Origin of the sequence: Pseudomonas sp. 10-1B, assembly GCF_000935045.1 — a bacterium.
Taxonomy (GTDB): Bacteria; Pseudomonadota; Gammaproteobacteria; order Pseudomonadales; family Pseudomonadaceae; genus Aquipseudomonas.
The window spans coordinates 25082-41764 of record NZ_JYKS01000051.1 but is presented as its reverse complement, the minus strand read 5'-3'; the positions used below and the strand labels follow the sequence as shown (position 1 = coordinate 41764).

General features: G+C 55.8%; 18 protein-coding genes. 13 read left to right on the top strand and 5 right to left on the bottom strand.

The window, feature by feature from the left end; translation table 11 throughout:
* From TZ03_RS23605 to TZ03_RS23590, 4 genes are all read right to left on the bottom strand, one after another.
* On the bottom strand, positions 1–2594 hold a 2594-nt coding region (locus TZ03_RS23605; RefSeq protein ID WP_051100769.1), incomplete at its 3' end, for a DUF6531 domain-containing protein.
* 4 nt (positions 2595–2598) lie between these two features.
* Positions 2599–3066 carry a DcrB-related protein gene (locus TZ03_RS23600; RefSeq protein ID WP_051100768.1) on the bottom strand — a complete coding sequence of 156 codons (468 nt, stop codon included), beginning with the start codon at positions 3064–3066 and terminating at the stop codon, positions 2599–2601.
* Between the two features lie 40 nt (positions 3067–3106).
* Positions 3107–3697, bottom strand: coding sequence for a hypothetical protein (locus TZ03_RS23595; RefSeq protein WP_082056710.1), 591 nt, complete (start codon positions 3695–3697; stop codon positions 3107–3109).
* Between the two features lie 8 nt (positions 3698–3705).
* A complete protein-coding gene (locus tag TZ03_RS23590; RefSeq protein WP_051100767.1) occupies positions 3706–5556 on the bottom strand; it encodes a type VI secretion system tip protein VgrG in 1851 nt (616 codons plus the stop codon).
* A 242-nt stretch (positions 5557–5798) separates the two neighbouring features.
* Here TZ03_RS23590 and TZ03_RS23585 point away from each other — a divergent pair, with 242 nt between their 5' ends.
* From TZ03_RS23585 to TZ03_RS29230, 9 genes are all read left to right on the top strand, one after another.
* Positions 5799–6806: a hypothetical protein gene (locus TZ03_RS23585; protein ID WP_051100766.1), complete on the top strand. Its 1008-nt coding sequence runs from the start codon at positions 5799–5801 to the stop codon at positions 6804–6806.
* A 4-nt stretch (positions 6807–6810) separates the two neighbouring features.
* A complete protein-coding gene (locus TZ03_RS23580) occupies positions 6811–7371 on the top strand; it encodes a hypothetical protein (protein WP_236692889.1) in 561 nt (186 codons plus the stop codon).
* Between the two features lie 702 nt (positions 7372–8073).
* The gene (locus TZ03_RS29245; RefSeq protein ID WP_082056709.1) at positions 8074–8211 is read left to right on the top strand and encodes a polymorphic toxin type 46 domain-containing protein; all 138 of its coding nucleotides are present in this window, start codon (positions 8074–8076) and stop codon (positions 8209–8211) included.
* Position 8212: 1 nt separating this feature from the next.
* Entirely contained in the window at positions 8213–8515 is a 303-nt protein-coding gene (locus TZ03_RS23575; RefSeq protein WP_051100765.1) for an immunity protein Tsi6 family protein, read from the top strand.
* Positions 8516–8867: 352 nt separating this feature from the next.
* The gene (locus TZ03_RS23570; protein WP_051100764.1) at positions 8868–9185 is read left to right on the top strand and encodes a hypothetical protein; all 318 of its coding nucleotides are present in this window, start codon (positions 8868–8870) and stop codon (positions 9183–9185) included.
* Between the two features lie 53 nt (positions 9186–9238).
* Positions 9239–9499: an immunity protein Tsi6 family protein gene (locus TZ03_RS31765; protein WP_082056707.1), complete on the top strand. Its 261-nt coding sequence runs from the start codon at positions 9239–9241 to the stop codon at positions 9497–9499.
* Positions 9500–9554: 55 nt separating this feature from the next.
* Entirely contained in the window at positions 9555–9851 is a 297-nt protein-coding gene (locus tag TZ03_RS23565; protein WP_051100763.1) for a hypothetical protein, read from the top strand.
* A 108-nt stretch (positions 9852–9959) separates the two neighbouring features.
* Positions 9960–10163: a hypothetical protein gene (locus tag TZ03_RS23560; protein ID WP_051100762.1), complete on the top strand. Its 204-nt coding sequence runs from the start codon at positions 9960–9962 to the stop codon at positions 10161–10163.
* Complete coding sequence (locus TZ03_RS29230) at positions 10160–10831, top strand: hypothetical protein (RefSeq protein ID WP_236692887.1); 672 nt, start codon at positions 10160–10162, stop codon at positions 10829–10831. Before TZ03_RS23560 ends, TZ03_RS29230 begins: the two co-directional genes overlap by 4 nt.
* A 444-nt stretch (positions 10832–11275) precedes the next feature.
* On the opposite strand, the gene tri1 is transcribed toward TZ03_RS29230, so the two are convergent.
* Entirely contained in the window at positions 11276–12394 is a 1119-nt protein-coding gene (tri1, locus tag TZ03_RS23555) for an ADP-ribosylarginine hydrolase Tri1 (RefSeq protein WP_051100771.1), read from the bottom strand.
* 104 nt (positions 12395–12498) lie between these two features.
* On the opposite strand from tri1, the gene TZ03_RS23550 reads away from it, so the two are divergent.
* The 4 genes from TZ03_RS23550 (at position 12499) to tssC (ending at position 16665) form a co-directional block, all read left to right on the top strand.
* Entirely contained in the window at positions 12499–12762 is a 264-nt protein-coding gene (locus TZ03_RS23550) for a hypothetical protein (RefSeq protein WP_051100761.1), read from the top strand.
* 1032 nt (positions 12763–13794) lie between these two features.
* A complete protein-coding gene (locus TZ03_RS23545) occupies positions 13795–14544 on the top strand; it encodes a hypothetical protein (RefSeq protein WP_051100770.1) in 750 nt (249 codons plus the stop codon).
* Between the two features lie 64 nt (positions 14545–14608).
* Complete coding sequence (gene tssB / locus TZ03_RS23540; protein ID WP_028697264.1) at positions 14609–15148, top strand: type VI secretion system contractile sheath small subunit; 540 nt, start codon at positions 14609–14611, stop codon at positions 15146–15148.
* A 14-nt stretch (positions 15149–15162) separates the two neighbouring features.
* Positions 15163–16665, top strand: coding sequence for a type VI secretion system contractile sheath large subunit (gene tssC, locus TZ03_RS23535; protein WP_051100760.1), 1503 nt, complete (start codon positions 15163–15165; stop codon positions 16663–16665).
* The last annotated feature ends 18 nt before the right edge of the window (positions 16666–16683 follow it).

Here is a 16683-nt window from a genome sequence, read left to right as displayed (position 1 = left end):
CGCCCCAGCAGGTCGTAGCGGTAACCCAGCTTTTCATCGGTGATCCCCAGCTGCTTGCCCGCGCTTGTTGGGTGGCGCTGAATGCTCAGTAACCGGTCAGCCTCGTCATACTCGAAATCTTGCCGTGCATCGCGATTGACCTTGGCCATCAAGCGGCCAATGGCGTCACGCTCGAACAGTGTATGGCGCTCCGGACGTTCGCCGCTTTCGCCATAGCCAATTTCGTCCAGGCGCACCAGATGACCACCGGCGTCGTAACTGAAGCGCCGGGTCAGGTTGTCCACCCGCACCTCTTCGCTCAGGCGGTCCGATGCGTCATAGACAAAGCGGTAGGCCGCGCCGTTCTCGTTGACCAGCGCGGTCAGGCGCAGGGCCTTGTCATACTCGTAGCGGATCCACTCGCCCTTGGCATCCTGGCGACTGCTGGGCAGGCCGCGCGAGGTGCGTTGCAGGTAGGTTGTCTGGCCTTTTCCATCGGTGTGCTTCAGCACCTGGCCAAGGGTATTGTAGGTAAAGGTTTCCGCAGTGCCGTCCGGATGATTGATACGAAGCACTTCACCATCGGGCTTGCGTTCCAGCGTAGTGGTCTGGTTCAACGCATCGGTAACGGCAACCAGGTGCTGGCGTTCGTCGTAGCGGTAGTAGGTGCTTTTGCCCGAACAGTCCTCGAAGCGCTCGACCTGCGCGTAGGCATTCCACCACAGATACTTGGACTTGAAGTTGGCATCGATGATCGTGTGCGGCAGGCCGTCATCGCTGTTGAGATACCGGGTCTTGTTACCCAGCGGGTCAATCTCGGCAACCAGGTTGCCTTTTTCGTCGTAACGCGCCTGCCAGACGCTGCCGTCGGGGAAGCGGGTTTCGGTGATCAGTGGCGTGGTGCGGTAGTGCTTGTAGCTGATCTTGCGACCCAGCGGGTCGGTTTCCTCGATCAGCCGGGAGAATTCGTCGTACTTCAGGGCGAGGCGATTGCCATCAGGCAGCTTGATGCCGACCAGATTGCCGGAGGTGTCGAAGTCCATGCCATAGCATTCACCGCCGAAGTCACGGCTGCCGATGACGCGATTGTCCTCGTTGTAACGGATTTCCAGTTCACGACCCAGCACATCGGTCGCCCAGCTGATACGCTGGGCGAAGTCGTATCGGAAGTGATAATGCTCGCCGTCGCTGGTCCAGTGCTCGACGACGCGCGGTTTGCCGTCGTGAGTCTCCCAGCGGTATTCACAGATCAGGCCCAGAGCGTTACTGTGCCGCGTCATGAGTTTTTCAGCATAGCCGAACTGGCGTACCGAATCGCCGTTGCGATTGATCACTTCGGTAAGCTGGCCATTGTCGTCGTAACGGTAACGCACCAGCGTTTCAACGGCGCTATCACCGACCACGCGCTTCACATCGGTCAGGCGGCCCAGTGGGTTGTCGTAGTGCAGGTGGACACGCACCGCCCCTGGTGCGGTGATATCCGTCAGGCGGCCATCGGCACTGTAGGTGAAATGCAGATAATGCCCGAGCGCATTTTCCAGGCGCTGCAAAGGCGCGCGCGAATTATCATTTGGCACCTCGCCAAAATAGAAAAATACGTTATCGAGCGTTTGCAGAAGATAGTGCCCGCCCTGGGAGCGTACGAGATGAATACGCTCATGGGGGTTATAGATGCTCTCGCCTGGCTCCAGGTCAATGAACGGAACACTGCGCCCTTGGTTGTCGGTCAGATAGACGAACCCGCCGCCGCGACGCAGGCTTTGTTCCCAGGGCAAAATCCAGCCCTGCCCCAGGGCACTTTCCACGGTGAGGTCACTGGCATAGAAACGAGACCATTCAATAGGCATCAAGCCTGGCAACACGAAGTCCGTTTCATTGGCCAGAAGCTTGCGGCCGTTGGTCATGTCGACCGGGTTGCCTGTGAAGCCACCGATAGCCCGCTCCACCGCAGGGCCGATGATGAAGCGCCCTGCGAGGTAGCTCGCCGCAATGGTCAAGCCTGTCTGCAGCGCACAGGGGCCGGCTGCCTTGAGGCCCGCTTGCAGGCCCAGGCGGTAAACCGCAACGACGTTTCTGCCCATGGATGCGACGATCATCAAAACGTCCACCGTAACGCGCAACCATTCGGGCACTTCTTCGTCAACAGGCAGGTAGCGTGTAGTGCCACCACCTATGAACACATTGTTAGACCCGCCGGCAATCTTGGCCCCGCAGGTGAGCGCGTCACCCTTGCGCGCAGCAGCTACACCATTGATGAACACATTGGACGAGCCTTCCGCTACCAGCACGGTCGCCGGATGCTTGTCACACTTGGCGATACTCTGCTCGGCATGGGCAGCGTTGCGTTTGTTGATGAATACATTGGGAGAGCAACCGTCGAACTCGATCTGCCCCGCTGGCGATTTGAATGATGACCCTATCTTTTCGCCGATCATCGGTACGGCGCTTGCTCCCAGACCAACGATCATGGCCAGCAGGAACCCACCCAATCCACCGGTGCAGATAAAGAAAGCGCCTGCAGCGGCAATTGCCAACCCAATCACCGCCCCAGCAAGAAAACCAGCCAGGGCACCGGTGTGTTCAATCTCATCACCCCAACGCGCAGCTTCGAACATGAGGTCAGTCCTGAGCGGCGTTATCGGAGGTTTCTGCGGTGCTATGGCGCGGCTCGAAGCTCATTAACAGCTGCAACCAACTTTCTTCCTGCTTGCTGCTAAAGTCGGCCTGGCTGGTGGTGGAAAACACCAGAATACGCCCTGGGGCAACCTCGAAAGCAGCCTGACGCTGATACAACGGCCGGCCATCATTCAAGTAATACGCATCGATCTGAACACCTGCGAGCGGCTTACTGGCAGAGAGTTGCGCCGGCTTTTTGCCCAACAGGGTGTAGCCGCGAAGCTTGGCCGCAATCAACTTAACCTGGCGATCGATGTACGCTTTCATATCCTCTGCTGGAAGCAGATTGTCGCGCGAAAGTGTGATATTCAGAGGTGCGGGAATGCTGTTCCCCAGTACGAACATGTTGACCGTACGATCTTGGAAACCTTCCGGCAACGTGATAGAACCTTCCTGCAGTTGATAGTCCATTGATTGTAAATTCCATGAAATCGTGATGTGAGTTTGAGTATTACTCGGCTGTCATGCCGGCAAGCATCGCGTCGAATGCGATCAGCCAGTCAGCCAGTTGTGATTTACTCGGGTCGATCACAGTAGAGGCACTGAACCACTCGCGCCCGTTACCGTCCGCTGAAACGATGATCGTGCAAACGGAGCGACCGTGACGGCGCTCTTGGCCAACATTGAACTGGTAGTCAAGGCTGATGGCAGGGTGGCCGGCCAATGCCGTTGAGACCTGGCGCACCAAATCAATCTCTGAATGGCTTTTACGCAGCTCGTTGGTAAACAACTCCACCGCCTTATTGAGTTCAAGCCCTTCAGGTGCACGCCGGCGACGGGCGTCAAATTGCACATGACAACCCGCGAACTCCAGTGTGGTATTGATATCGCGAAAAGCGAAACCCTGTGGCATGAGCAAATTCAAACCTGCAATGCGCAAGGCATTGTTCTCTGCATCTATGACCAGCGCGGGTGGCTGCCGCAGGACCTCGACCGCAGCTTCCGCTGCGATGCGCACCTCCTCTGCGTCCTGCCGAGCGAGCGCCTCGGCAGCTTCTCGCCTCTGTGAGAGCCTGTCGTAGATATTTCCCTTGATAATCACACTTCGCCCTACTCGTTGATATCGACACGATCACCTTTGACAAAGGTGTTCTTGCCGAGAATGTCGATGCTGTCTGCTTCGATGGTTATCTTGTCTGGCTTGATCGTGATCTTGCTGGTGCCGACCTCGAGCAGGATGCTTTCCATGGCGCTTACCTGAATGAGGTTGTTGTCCACCTTCAGCGTGTAACTACCGTTCGTGATGTTCACCACCGTGTCTTGCTTGATTACCTCGTGGTGGGTTCCGCCTACCTTGATCACTCGGTTGTTGCCTACCTCATGGCGCTCATCGAGTTCGATCTCGGTATCCATGTTGCGCTCGGCATGCATGATGATCTGCTCGGCGCCGGCCTTGTCCTCGAAGCGGAAGAAGTTGGCGGTACCGCCATCGCCCTTCATCGACCGGGTCAGGAAGCCACTCTGGGTCTTGTTCGCCGGCAGCGACCATGGCGGGGTGTTGCTGCTGTTGTACAGGCTGCCCATGATCAGCGGGCGATCCGGGTTGCCGTCGAGGAATACCACCACCACTTCGTCGCCAACACGCGGGATCTGGATGCTGCCGAAACCGCCGCTGGCACCGGACTGGGCGACGCGCACCCAGCAGGAGCTCTTGTCGTTGAACTCGCCGTTGCGATCCCAATGGAACTGCAACTTCACACGACCCAGATCATCGGTGTAGATCTCTTCGCCCGGGGGACCGACGACGATGGCAGTCTGCGGCCCGCTGATACCGGCCCTCGGCGTATGCGATAGGGGGCGGAAAGGGATTTTTCGCCGAATACAGCTAAAACTGTTGCGATAGCCCGCTTCACCATCATTAGCGTAATTGTTCTGCCCCCAGTGATTGACAGAAAGAATCAAAAACTGCCGATCGTCCACGACATCGTTATCATGATCATAGTGTTGACTGAGCTCAAAATAACAACCGGGCTCCATAGCTCTACAGTTACTTTCGCCACTAAAAGTCTTGCCATTTACCTCCATTGCCTCAAGCCGATGTCTTGCTTTACGAATGCCTTCATCGGCATCTTTATACCCATAAAGACCTTCATATTCAAAGACTTCGTACTGCCCTACCTCCCCCTGCTGATTAAGCGAATTAAGCTGAACCAAATGCGGGTTGCCTGGCTGCTTGTAGTCAAAAGACTTGAGCGTCAACTTTGTGGGTTGGAAGCGCCGCGACGAAGACCAGGCCGTAATCGAATCGGCCGTTTCTGTCACCGAAGCGGTGTGATAGCGAATCACCGATTGGCGCTCGAGCGGAGGTAATACGCTGCTGTCATCGCTGATGACCAGGCAATGGCCTTCCTGGCTGTGCTGGAAGGTAAAGAATAACCCCTCTTGCTCTAGCAGGCGCAGCACGAAGTCGAGGTCCGTTTCTTGATACTGGGTGCAGTAGCTGATCGGCTTAAGCGGTTTGTTGAGGCGAAACTCATGGTCAGCCAAAGTCAGGTAATATGCAAAGACCTCCTTGATTATTTGCTCGGTGGTCTTGTCCTGAAAAATGCGCGAATCGCGTCGACGGCTAAGAATCCAAATCCAGGGAACAAGCTCGGCACTGTAATTCGCGATCCCGCCATCCGCACCCGTGTGGACGAAGTCAGACACGTGAGCACTGATATATCTGGTGTCACCATCTGCCAGTGCAATTCCCATAGTAACTTTCTTACCTATGAGTTTCTTCAGCTCGATGCGTGCATCCTGAGAAATCAGGTCTACCTGGAAACTGAACAACTCTGACAACGCCTCACGCCCACTGAAGCTGAGTAATTGCAGTTCTTGCTCGGGGGGCAATGGGGAGTCAAAGGTAATCAGGCGCTGATGCTGGGTGAGCATCGACTTGAGGGTGTCCGTGAACATATCTATGCATCCTGCATCAAGCTGGAAATCTTCCAATGAAAACGCGCTGGGGCCACGTTGTCAAATGATGTCATTAGGCCTCTACTAAACGGCCTATGCCTCCTGCTACGCGACCCATCAAGGCCCTCCCGGCGCTCGGACACCCAACTGCCCCAACTGATTTGCGCGTGTCCATCTGCACGTGTAGGCTCCCGAAATGCCAATGAGGCACTCTCGCAGAGTTCACCAAGGAGGAACCGCCCATGTTCGTTAGTAAAATCATGCTCGATCAGCTAGAGCACGACATGGAGAAAAATAACCGCGAGATGGTGATCATGCCATTAGAAAACTTGAGGATAGACGCCAGGCAGGCCTCTCGCACTCAAGCAGCCACCCAACCTCAGCAAGCGTGTACGTTGAATCAGCGCTACTGGCTAGACTGCGCCTGGAGCGGCATGAAATCGACGTACAATGGCATTCCGCATACGATCGTAAACACGAACTACGGCGTGCCAGCCGGCATGGCCCTCATTGATATAAAAAATATCAGCATCCTGCTTCGAGACATCGGCGGCTTCGGCACCGAGGCAAGAATATCGGTACGTAATGGCAAACAATACCTAATAATTACAGGATACCCCGGTTTACGCCGAAAATTGAAAGGGACCCGCTACGGAGTACGAAATGCGCAGCTCCTAGAGCTTGGGATCGGCAAGTACGGCATTCGCGGATCATCAATAAGCGGCTTCAAGCTTTCATGCTGGGTGGCTGTAGGCATTGAAGTTGCTGAGTGGGTATTTAGTGACGAGCGGGTTATGACCGATCTATTCGGAGGCATAGGCGTCGAACTCATAAAGGCAGGCATCGCGACCGCTGTCGGGTATGCAGCAGCAGTCGCCGTAGGAACATTTGCCGCCGCCGCTGCAGCACCCGTTGTCGCCGCAGCAATCTTTGTCTTTATCGCTGGCTTTGGGCTTAATGCCATTGACAACCACTATGGCATCAAGACAGCTGTCAAGGAGAGTTTGCGATACGCTGTCGCTCACCTTGAGAGCATAAAAGAGCAAATCACAATAATCGATATCCACGAAATCCGAGAAGAAATTGAGAAAACTGTAGCCAACACTGCAGCACAAACCGCTGAATATCTTTATGACGAAGCGAAAACTTGGGTGCTCAAAAAAATACAGCCCGGAGAGCTCAAGCTTCCTCGCCTCCCGAGCGTTGGAAACCTCCCGAATCTCGACAACTTGAAACTACCAAAGTTTTAATATCATGAAAAAGACACAGCACCTTGATTTCCACGGCAACCCGTCGCCTTTAAGAATACGACTTGTTGCATCTGCATTCATTCCATTTGCAGTAATTGCCTTCTGCTTGAGCGTGTACTGGCTGGGCCATGACATCTTTCCTCTATATGGCCGCATATATCGAGACGCGCCCATCGTAGAAACGCCTTACCTCGGTTTCTTCCTGTTGATGGGGATACCCGGCCTTATCTATTTGATCGTCGCTGCGACGATTGCCATTTGGCAGGGAAAAAAATTTAATCCCCCACGCGATAGCAAGCTAAGCAAGTTCCAATCTTTCATGCTGCGCGCCTCAATTAAAACGGCCGTAATTTTGGCTCCAGCACTCATCATTATCACAACCTTAATACTGATGAGCCGAAATTACACGCCTTGCCCTAAACTTCTACTCTCTGGCTCCGCCTGGCAGTTATTCTGGGTCAATGACGAAAGCGCTTGCTTCAAACCAGACCACTACATCAATGACCATTGGCCGTGCAAAGTAATTGATGGCAAAGATATTTGCGTTAAAGCCGATGGAAGGTGACGTTTCAGGCAACTTTCGCACCCTTGACCACCGCACTCTGTCGGCACCTGCACAAATACGCGCAAGCATATTCGCAGGCCTGGAACATGCATTCGCGAATTCGGGTCGAGTTCACAAGCGGCTAATCTGCCACCCTGCGCAGGTTCAAGGCAAGCATGGGTAATAAAGCCTTGAAGGGCAGCGTGAATTGAGCATGGCCGAACCAGAGTGGAACGTGTCCCTCAAGAGCGAACGAAGGATGCCTAAGCCCTATTGCTTTGATTCCATCAAATTCAGACTACTCGCCGCATTGACACTAGTGATCTGCGCGTGCGTTGGCGTATTTTCCGTATATTGGCTAATCGCACACGTATTTCCAATCTACGGACAGCTTTGGCGGCAAGCCTCTGCCATAGAAGTTCCGTATATGGCTTTTGGCCTGCTCATGGCGCCACCTGTCATGCTCGCTTGTATCATTGCGAGTGCTTTTGCGAAATGTGCAGGCGAACGATTCGCACCACCCGCCAAGTCTGTGTTCGGAAAGTTCCAGACTGCGATGCTGAAAGCCTCTGTCTACTCGTTAATTGTGGTAGCCCCCTCACAGCCATTCTCACCACGGTAGCGCTCAACAAACTAGACTATACGAGCTGTCCTCAACTCAGAAAGTCTGGCTCGGCCTGGCAGACCTATTGGGTTAGCCACCCTGGTTTTTGAAAAGAGTCTCTGTCACTGCGCAGCATATCTGCGCCCCCGCTGGATGACTGGTTCGTGAAAGTTCAGCCTTTCCAGGCGCTGGGCAGGGCAAGGCAGATGACTTCCACCGAGAAATCACTTTTCAAGTTGGTAAGCCCAGGTGATTAACATGAAACCGACTACACCACTCGAGTATGTAGACAAAGCGCTCGCACTCGCCATTGACCGCCAAAATCGCATCCCTGGCTTTCCTGTCTACGCCACTGTCATCGATCAGTTAAAGTACATTAGGGCCGTGTTCGACGGCACAGAGAAGGATAAATCGAAACTGCACAGACTGACGATTGGTACTATCGCGGCCAAGGAATTTGAACCCACGGACGAAGCCCTCGCCGTGGCATTGCTTCATGTTTATTACATTGCAGAGCAATCAGCCAACGGCCTGAAGATTCGCCTGCCCGGAGAAAAATAATTACCGAGGGAACGCCGACCGCCAAACGGCCGAGGACTCCACTGCGACCGTTGGAGGTGAACCACAACCTGGTGTGGGCGCCAGGCCAGGCGTCCTCTTATTACTGGCCAGAGGCTACACTCCCTGTTCAAAATTGCTGATCTCAGGATCTGCCTGGCATCTGTTCTGGATCAACGATGAACGGGTATGTTTCAAGCCGGATCACTACATTAACGATAACTGGCCATGCAAGGTAATCGATGGCAAGGACATTTGCGTTCAGGTCGATGGTCGCTGAAAACAGCGACGCTGATCACCCCAGACATAAACTGATGCCCCATCAACTGAAAACAGCGTCCATAGCGGGCTGAACATGAATACCGAAACACTCAAACAGAAGTCGCTGAAGCTTCGCGTGGTCATCGACAGCCTGAAGGACCAAGCCCCGGAGGCCATGCAGTTGAGCATAGAACTGGAACCGTTACTGAAAGCGGCAGATCAGAAACTGGTTAGTATGCCGATGGAGTGGCGTGATATTCCGGGCCGCTACCTGTTCACCGAGGGTGGTTTGCAGCAATACGCCGAACTGGAGCATGCTTTTGCGGAATTTCGTATCGAATTGACCGGTGGCGAGTCTCCCACCCTGCGCCGGCTCAAGACCAGCATAGGCGAGAAGCCGAGCAAGGGCTGACGGTAGTTTCTACCCAGAAAGCGCACTTCCAATCTGATGGACCCAAGTGACTGATGAGACCAACCACACCACTCGAGTACGTAAACAAGGCGCTGATACTTGCCACCGATCGGCAAAACCACATCCCTGGCTCTCCGATTTACGCGACTGTAATCGCTCAATTGGAGTACATCAGGGGTCGCTCTCGGGCTCATTATCAGGCGACTTTTCAAAATTCCGGCGGGCAGCGTTGTCGATGGAGGCCCCGTCGGATACCAAGGGGAAAGCTATGTCGAGGGCTTAACATCAATCAAATCTTTGCGCTAGAGCCTTGAGAAATAATTGAGGTAGTGCTACTGGGACAACCCACGCCAGTAAAATGAGGCCACCATGAACAATAACGAAATAATCAGGCGACTGGAAACGCTAAAAAATATTTATCACAAAGAGCACTGTCACAACTTCGACAGCGGAATAGACTCCATAATAAATATTCTTCACAACACTTCAAAACAAGACGGAACCACCTGGGAGCAGGCCGCCTCTATCTATAGAACCTTAGCAGTATCGAAGTCCGGATTCTCAGATGTCTATGTCGACGCCGGAACCTCTGACGAACGAGTAGCGGCCAATATCAAGCTCGATGATATCCGACAATCACTATGGGACGCGTTCAAAAGAGCTTGAGCCATGAAAACGGCTTCAGGGTGTCACCTATAGCATGCACTCAAACTTTCGACCACTCAGCTACGCATCCAGACGGAGTATTACCAAGATAAAGAACGCGCTGCGACCATGTTAATCCAGAAGTTGAACGGACTGATCGAGCGAACGGCAAAGGTGGAATGGAGTTGGTCAAAGCCGGTATCGCTATTGAATCTCTGCATCAGCAGGCCAGCCACATCAGTGTTGACTGATATGCAAAAATACGCAGAAGCAAAAGTCGCCAATGTTGTTAGCGAAATTGCTGACAGCCTCTATAATGAGGCCAAGCGTTGAGTGCTGAAAAAACTGCAGCCTGGCGACCTCAATTTATCTGGTTGGCCAACCATGCCCGAGCTGCCGCCCATGCCCTTCCTCCTGACTTTCAACTTGCCAAAATTTTACAAATGACCTCACAACCACCATTTGAATTTCACGAGCGATCCCCGCTTCTATTTCGCCTTGTAACTTTTGTCACCTGCCTGTGCAGCGCAGTTTTAGGGTTGCTCTCAGCCTACTGGCTCGGGAGCGACGTATTTCCATTGCTCGGCAGAATGCTAAAAAATGCGCCTATTGTGCTGACGCCCTACCTGGGCTTCACGCTTATCGCCATGTGCACCGTAAGCCCAATACTTATCGTCAGTTTGGCATACGCATGCTGGAGAGGACATAAATTTGATCCACCCCGCGACTCCCGCTTGTTTCGATTTCAGTACCATTCTTATAAATTGACACTCTGGTCAATAATTTACCTAGCCCCTGCCCTGGCGATACTGGTGACGCTAGGATTATGGGCAAAAGGATACACCCCCTGCCAGAAATTGCTGATATCTGGATCAGCATGGAAAGTATATTGGGTCAATGATGTGCGGTATTGCTTCAAGCCTGATTTATATACCAGTGACGGCCAGCCCTGCAAACGCATTGGCAATCGAATTTTATGCATGCAGGCTGACGGGCGATAGTAATAATCACCCAGTACGCCCGGACGCGGTAGATGAATACTCGCTCTTCACAGACTTCACCTGTGTTCGGAGGGCTATTTCAGCACTGGCCGGATGGCCTGTGCTGACTTGATCGGAGAATTCCTAGCATGATCGTCTCCATAGGCACTATAGATAACTAGGGTAGCAAATGGACAAGCACCCACTGAAAGTTATCGCCATCTACCGGAAACAAACCTACAAGGCAATCATTAACTTAGCGAGGCTTTTGCCAAATTCTACATGGCATTGATCGATGGACAAGAGTGGAGTTCATTTAAAAAATTTCGAGCAAAAAAACAAAACACACAAGTAGACACCGAGACGTATTAGCCGATGGCAAAAAGACAACCCCACCCTTGCCGATCTTCGAGTCTCCAGCGGCCAATTATATCGGCTACGTTTGACGTCTTCATGGATGACGCTCTAGCCATTACTGCCGTAAAGGAGGTCATCGAGCTCATCGCCCTTCGGCGCCAGCTCAAACAGCCGGCTCGCTAAATCACGAATGTGCTGCGACCAGGCCACCCTGGCCACCCACTCCGGCGGCATGCCCGACACCCCATACAGGGCGCCCGCAATCTGCCCCGCCGTCGCCGCCACGCTGTCGGCATCATCGGCAAGATTGGCAGCCAGCAGAATCGCATCCCTGAAGTTGTCCGTGTTCCAGACAGCCCAGAGCGCAGCTTCCAGCGTGTCGACCACATACCCCGAAGACCTGATCTGTTCGCGGGATTTTTGCTTGTATTCCCCCGCATTGATGACCATGGGCCTGGGCTGCAGCGGCCGCACCTTGGGCGCCAACGCCTCATGCTTGTCTGCGCCATTGAGCGCCAAATGCAACTGGGCAGCGAACAGCTTGCAGCAATCCTGAACCTCGACGGCGCCATGGGTCACGCCACTTTGGGTGACGCTCTCCCACCAGCTTGCCGAGAGCGAATGACGCCTGAAAATGGCCGTAGGCGCGAGGCGTATCAACGAACCATTACCTGCGGTCGAGGCCTCAAGATTTCCCACCCGCCCAAGCCCCTGCGCCTCCCACCCTTCCAGGGCTCGGCGGGTGACATTGCTGATGTCGAAGCAGCGGCCATTGACGCTGTTCTCGCCCTGCCGATACCAGCGCACCATTGCATCGGCGAAGGTCGCGTAATCGAACTTGCCCTTGGCGGCGTAGGTGTCCGCCAGGCAGAGGGCCATGCTGGTATCGTCGGTCCATTCACCCGGCGCGAGACGGAAAGGCCCACCGCCGACCATATCGCTGACATGCCCTTGATCGCGCCGCTGAAACTCCAGCGTGGTACCTACCGCATCACCAATCGCCAGGCCCAGTAGTGCGCCTTGGGCGCGGTCGAGCGCCTGGTCCGGTGATAATGTGCAGGGCCTGTCGCTTAGCCATGCGGGCTTGATACGCGGCAGCCTTGGTGCGTCGGGCTCAACTGTGTATGCCATGCGCTGACGCAATTGTGGCGACCATTCAGGAAGCAAGTCGATGTAACGCTCTACGTACTTGGCCAGGGCGGCATCCGGACTTCTCAGGTCGATCATGGCGACTCCATGCTGTAGGTTACTCTCGTCCATCTGCCCATTCTGAGGAACATGGACTTTTCCTGCAACGATTCAACCAGGCCCTCTCAGCGACGGTTCTCTCCATGAAATTCAATGACACCTACATCAGCCGCGAACACCGCTTTTCGCTGGGAATCGAGGAGACTTCCGGGCGCTGCTACCTGTCTATTCCGGTAAGCAATGCTCTGGTTGATTACGAAGAGTACTACTGGATCGAACAGGCACAGATGGATGTCTGGCTGCAAAGACCGAGCGCTGCGCTTGCAATGGTCAGCAAGTGCCAGAACCGCCAAATGGACCATGCGCTGATATACCCGCCAGGCGCCAATCGAGGTCGAGCAGACTAGCCACACCTGCTGGAGCTCGCCAAACCCTTTGGCTGAATGCCAGTCAGTTAAGCCTACAAGGCACATTGGGGCTGCTGTGCAGCCCATCGCCGGCAAGCCAGCTCCCACAAGTACCGCGCAGAATTCAGGAATTGCGCGCCCCCTGGAGCAACTGTCTTCCTCAAAATCCAAACAGCTTGCGCGGTCCATGGGGGAGCGGCGGTGCGGCGATCCGATTCACCCACGAAGAGCCTTGTGGTGGATGGCACCGGCTTTGCCGGTGTTCGCGGCTAAAGCCGCTCCCACAGGTATAGCGTGCGCCCAAAACCTGCACAGTACCTGTGGGAGCTGGCTTGCCGGCGATGGGCCGCAAAGCGGCCCCAAATTGCTTAACTGACGGCATTAGGATGAACCCGCTCCCACAGCCCAACCGCGCATGTTTTCGAGGTTTTGGGCAAAACCGTTGCGGCTGCAGGTACAAGCCCCCGGGGGCCGGCGCTATCCCTGTGGGAGCGGGCGCGCCCGCGAAGCAGGCAATGCGGTGGATGGCACGGGCTGTGCCCGTGTTCGCGGGCACGCCCGCTCCCACAGTGACCCTCGCACGTTTTCAAGGTTTGGGCAGGACCGTTGCGCTGCGGGTACGGCACATTCCGTCGCATTGCCATCATTCTGACGCGCCCTGCTAGCCCCTTGTGAGAATGCGGGCAGCGCAAAAAATGAGACCGAATTCACTTTTTGCAAAAAACTTTTGCAAAGGATTTTTATCGCTTTCCTACCCCTCGTACACCCACGTTTTGGGGCTTGAATCCCCATTTCCTGCGCTCGAAACTCGACGCCAATATCATAGCGCCATTATTGCGTCACATCACAAAACGGGGAAAAAATCGCCCCTCTTGCGGGAACTTCTTCCCCAGCGAGGTGCCCTACTCGGCATTGCTGGCAACACGATATTCATGTGCCAGCACTCAAATTTGCCGCTGCCGAAAGGCGCGATTTTCAGGTCCACGCCATTGGCGTTTCAGGACGATTTGCAGGCACATGGACGATGCACCGATGACACAGACATTCGATGTCGAAGCACTGATCAAGCTGCGCGGCCAGACGCGGGCGATCTCCGATGCGCTGAAGGCGCAGGCGGCGGATTATCTTGCCACCGTGGCACCGCTGATCCGTCCACAAACCCTGTTTGGCGAATACCTGCAAGGCGCCCAGCGCAGCAGCGGGCGCGAAACCCAAGGCCATTTCCAGTCCCTGATCGAACTCTACGAGCGCATTGGCTCGGCCGCGCCGTTCCAACTGGTCAGCGAGCTGGAAGTGCCACTGAACCTGATCAGCACCACCCCCGAACTGTTCCCGCTGGAGTACGACAAGGTCCTCGAACAGAGCGGCCAGACCATCCGTATCACCAGCCCGACGCGCTGGGTGGTGGGCTTCCACGCCTTCGACCTGGCGCAGTTTCGCAACGTCATCAAAGACCCCAACCGCAGCAGCGCCGAGCTGTACCGCTTCGTGGTGCACTACCTGGTGCTGTTCTACTGCCTGAGCAAGTCACCGGGCCTGGGCCGGCTGTTCGAAGGCCTCCGCTACGGGCTGAGCTTCGAACGCCTCAAGGGCTTCGGCGACCTGCCGTTCTGCGTCATCAGCTCGCCGGTGCGTTCGGAACTTCCCGACGATACGGTCATCCGTAGCAGCACGCAGATTGCCGGCAACACCAGCTTCGAAGAGCTGGTCGGCCGCGACAACATTCTGGAAATGAACGACGAAATCCGTCAGCGCCTGCTGCTGACGATCGAAGGACTGTAACGCGCAGGGCCCGGCAACGGGCCGCGCAATGATTCGCAGCGAACTGCTCGCACTGGAGAACACGATGGCGAAGAAGGAAAGCACCCAGCACAAACTCGACCGCGTTCGCGCGCCTCGGGTCCATATCACCTACGACGTGGACATCGGCGATGCCATCGAGAAAAAGGAGCTGCCCTTCGTCGTCGGCGTACTGGGCGACTTCTCCGGCAACCCGCTGGAGCCGCTGCCCAAGCTCAAGGACCGCAAGTTCGTGTTCATCGACCGCGACAACTTCAACGGCGTGCTCAAGGGCATCAAGCCCCGCCTGACCTACCGCGTCGACAACACCCTGGCCAAGAACGGCACCCAGCTGGGCGTCGAGCTGAACTTCAACAGCCTCGAAGACTTCGAGCCACAGAACGTGGTCAAGCAGGTCGAACCGCTGCGCAAGCTGCTGGAAGTACGCAACAAGCTGGCCGACCTGCGCAACAAGATGGGCGGCAACGACAAGCTCGAAGAGCTGCTGATGGACGTGCTGCAGAACACCGAGAAGCTCAAGACCCTGGGCAAGGAATTCGGCCGTGAAGCCGAAGTGAAAGACCCGTCCAGCGACGATCGCGCCTGAGCAGGAGCCCGAACATGACCGACAAGCAAACCGCACCACAACAGGCCGGCGACCTGGTCGAGGTGGAAAACTTCGCCCCGCAACCTTCGCTGCTCGACAGCATCATTTCGCAAAGCCGCGTGGCCCGCTCCGACACCGAGCGCAACCGCACTCGCGACCTGATCGGCGAACTGGTGAACCAGGTACTCGAGGGCGAGATGACCCCGAGCAAGGACCTGATCGCCGTGCTCGACTCGCGTATCGCCGAGATCGATTCGATGCTCTCCGAGCAAATGAACGAGATCATGCACGCTCGCGAGTTCCAGCAGTTGGAAGCCTCCTGGCGCGGCCTGAAATACCAGGTAGACCAGACCGAGACCAGCACCACGCTGAAAATCCACCTGCTCAATGCCTCGAAGAAGGACCTGGTACGCGACCTGAAGGCCGCCAGCGAATTCGACCAAAGCGCATTGTTCAAGAAGGTCTACGAAGAAGAATACGGCACCTTCGGTGGCGCACCTTTCGGCATGCTGATCGGTGACTACGAGTTCAACCGCAACCCCGAAGACATGTACCTGCTGGAGGAAATCTCGCACGTCGCCGCGGCAGCCCATGCGCCGTTCATTTCGGCCGCCTCGCCCGAACTGTTCGGCTGGGACTCGTTCACTGAGATGTCCGGCCCGCGTGACCTGGCGAAAATCTTCGACACCGTCGAATACGCCAAGTGGAAGTCGTTCCGTGCCTCGGAGGATTCACGCTACGTCGGCCTCACCCTGCCCCATGTGCTGGGCCGCCTGCCCTATGGCCCGGATACCACCCCGGTAGAAGAATTCAACTTCGTCGAAAGCGTCGACGGCCGCGACCACAACAAGTACCTGTGGATGAACGCCGCCTACGCCCTCGGCACCCGCGTTACCGATGCCTTCGCCCGCTACGGCTGGTGCGTGGCCATCCGCGGCGTGGAAGGTGGCGGCCTGGTCGAAGGCCTGCCCACCCATACCTTCAATACCGACGACGGCGAAATCGCCCTCAAGTGCCCGACCGAAATCGCCATCACCGACCGCCGCGAAAAAGAGCTGTCGGACCTCGGCTTCATCCCGCTAGTGCACTGCAAGGGCACCGACTACGCAGCGTTCTTCGGCACCCAGTCGGCGCAAAAGCAGAAGCAGTACAACACCGACATCGCCAACGCCAACGCACGCCTGTCGGCGCAACTGCAGTACATCTTCGCCACCTCGCGCATCGCCCACTACATGAAGGCGATCATGCGCGACAAGATCGGCAGCTTCGCCTCGCGCATGGACGTGGAGCGTTTCCTCAACCAGTGGCTGGCCAGCTATGTGCTGCTCGACGATACCGCCAGCCAGGAGGCCAAGGCCAAGTTCCCGCTGCGCGAGGCCCGCGCCGAGGTGTTCGAAGTGCCCGGCAAGCCAGGCGTGTACAAGGCCGTGACCTACCTGCGCCCGCACTACCAGCTGGACGAACTGACCGCCTCGCTGCGGCTGGTCGCAGAGCTGCCACAGGGCGCGCGCGGCTGACCGGCCGCTGTGTACAGG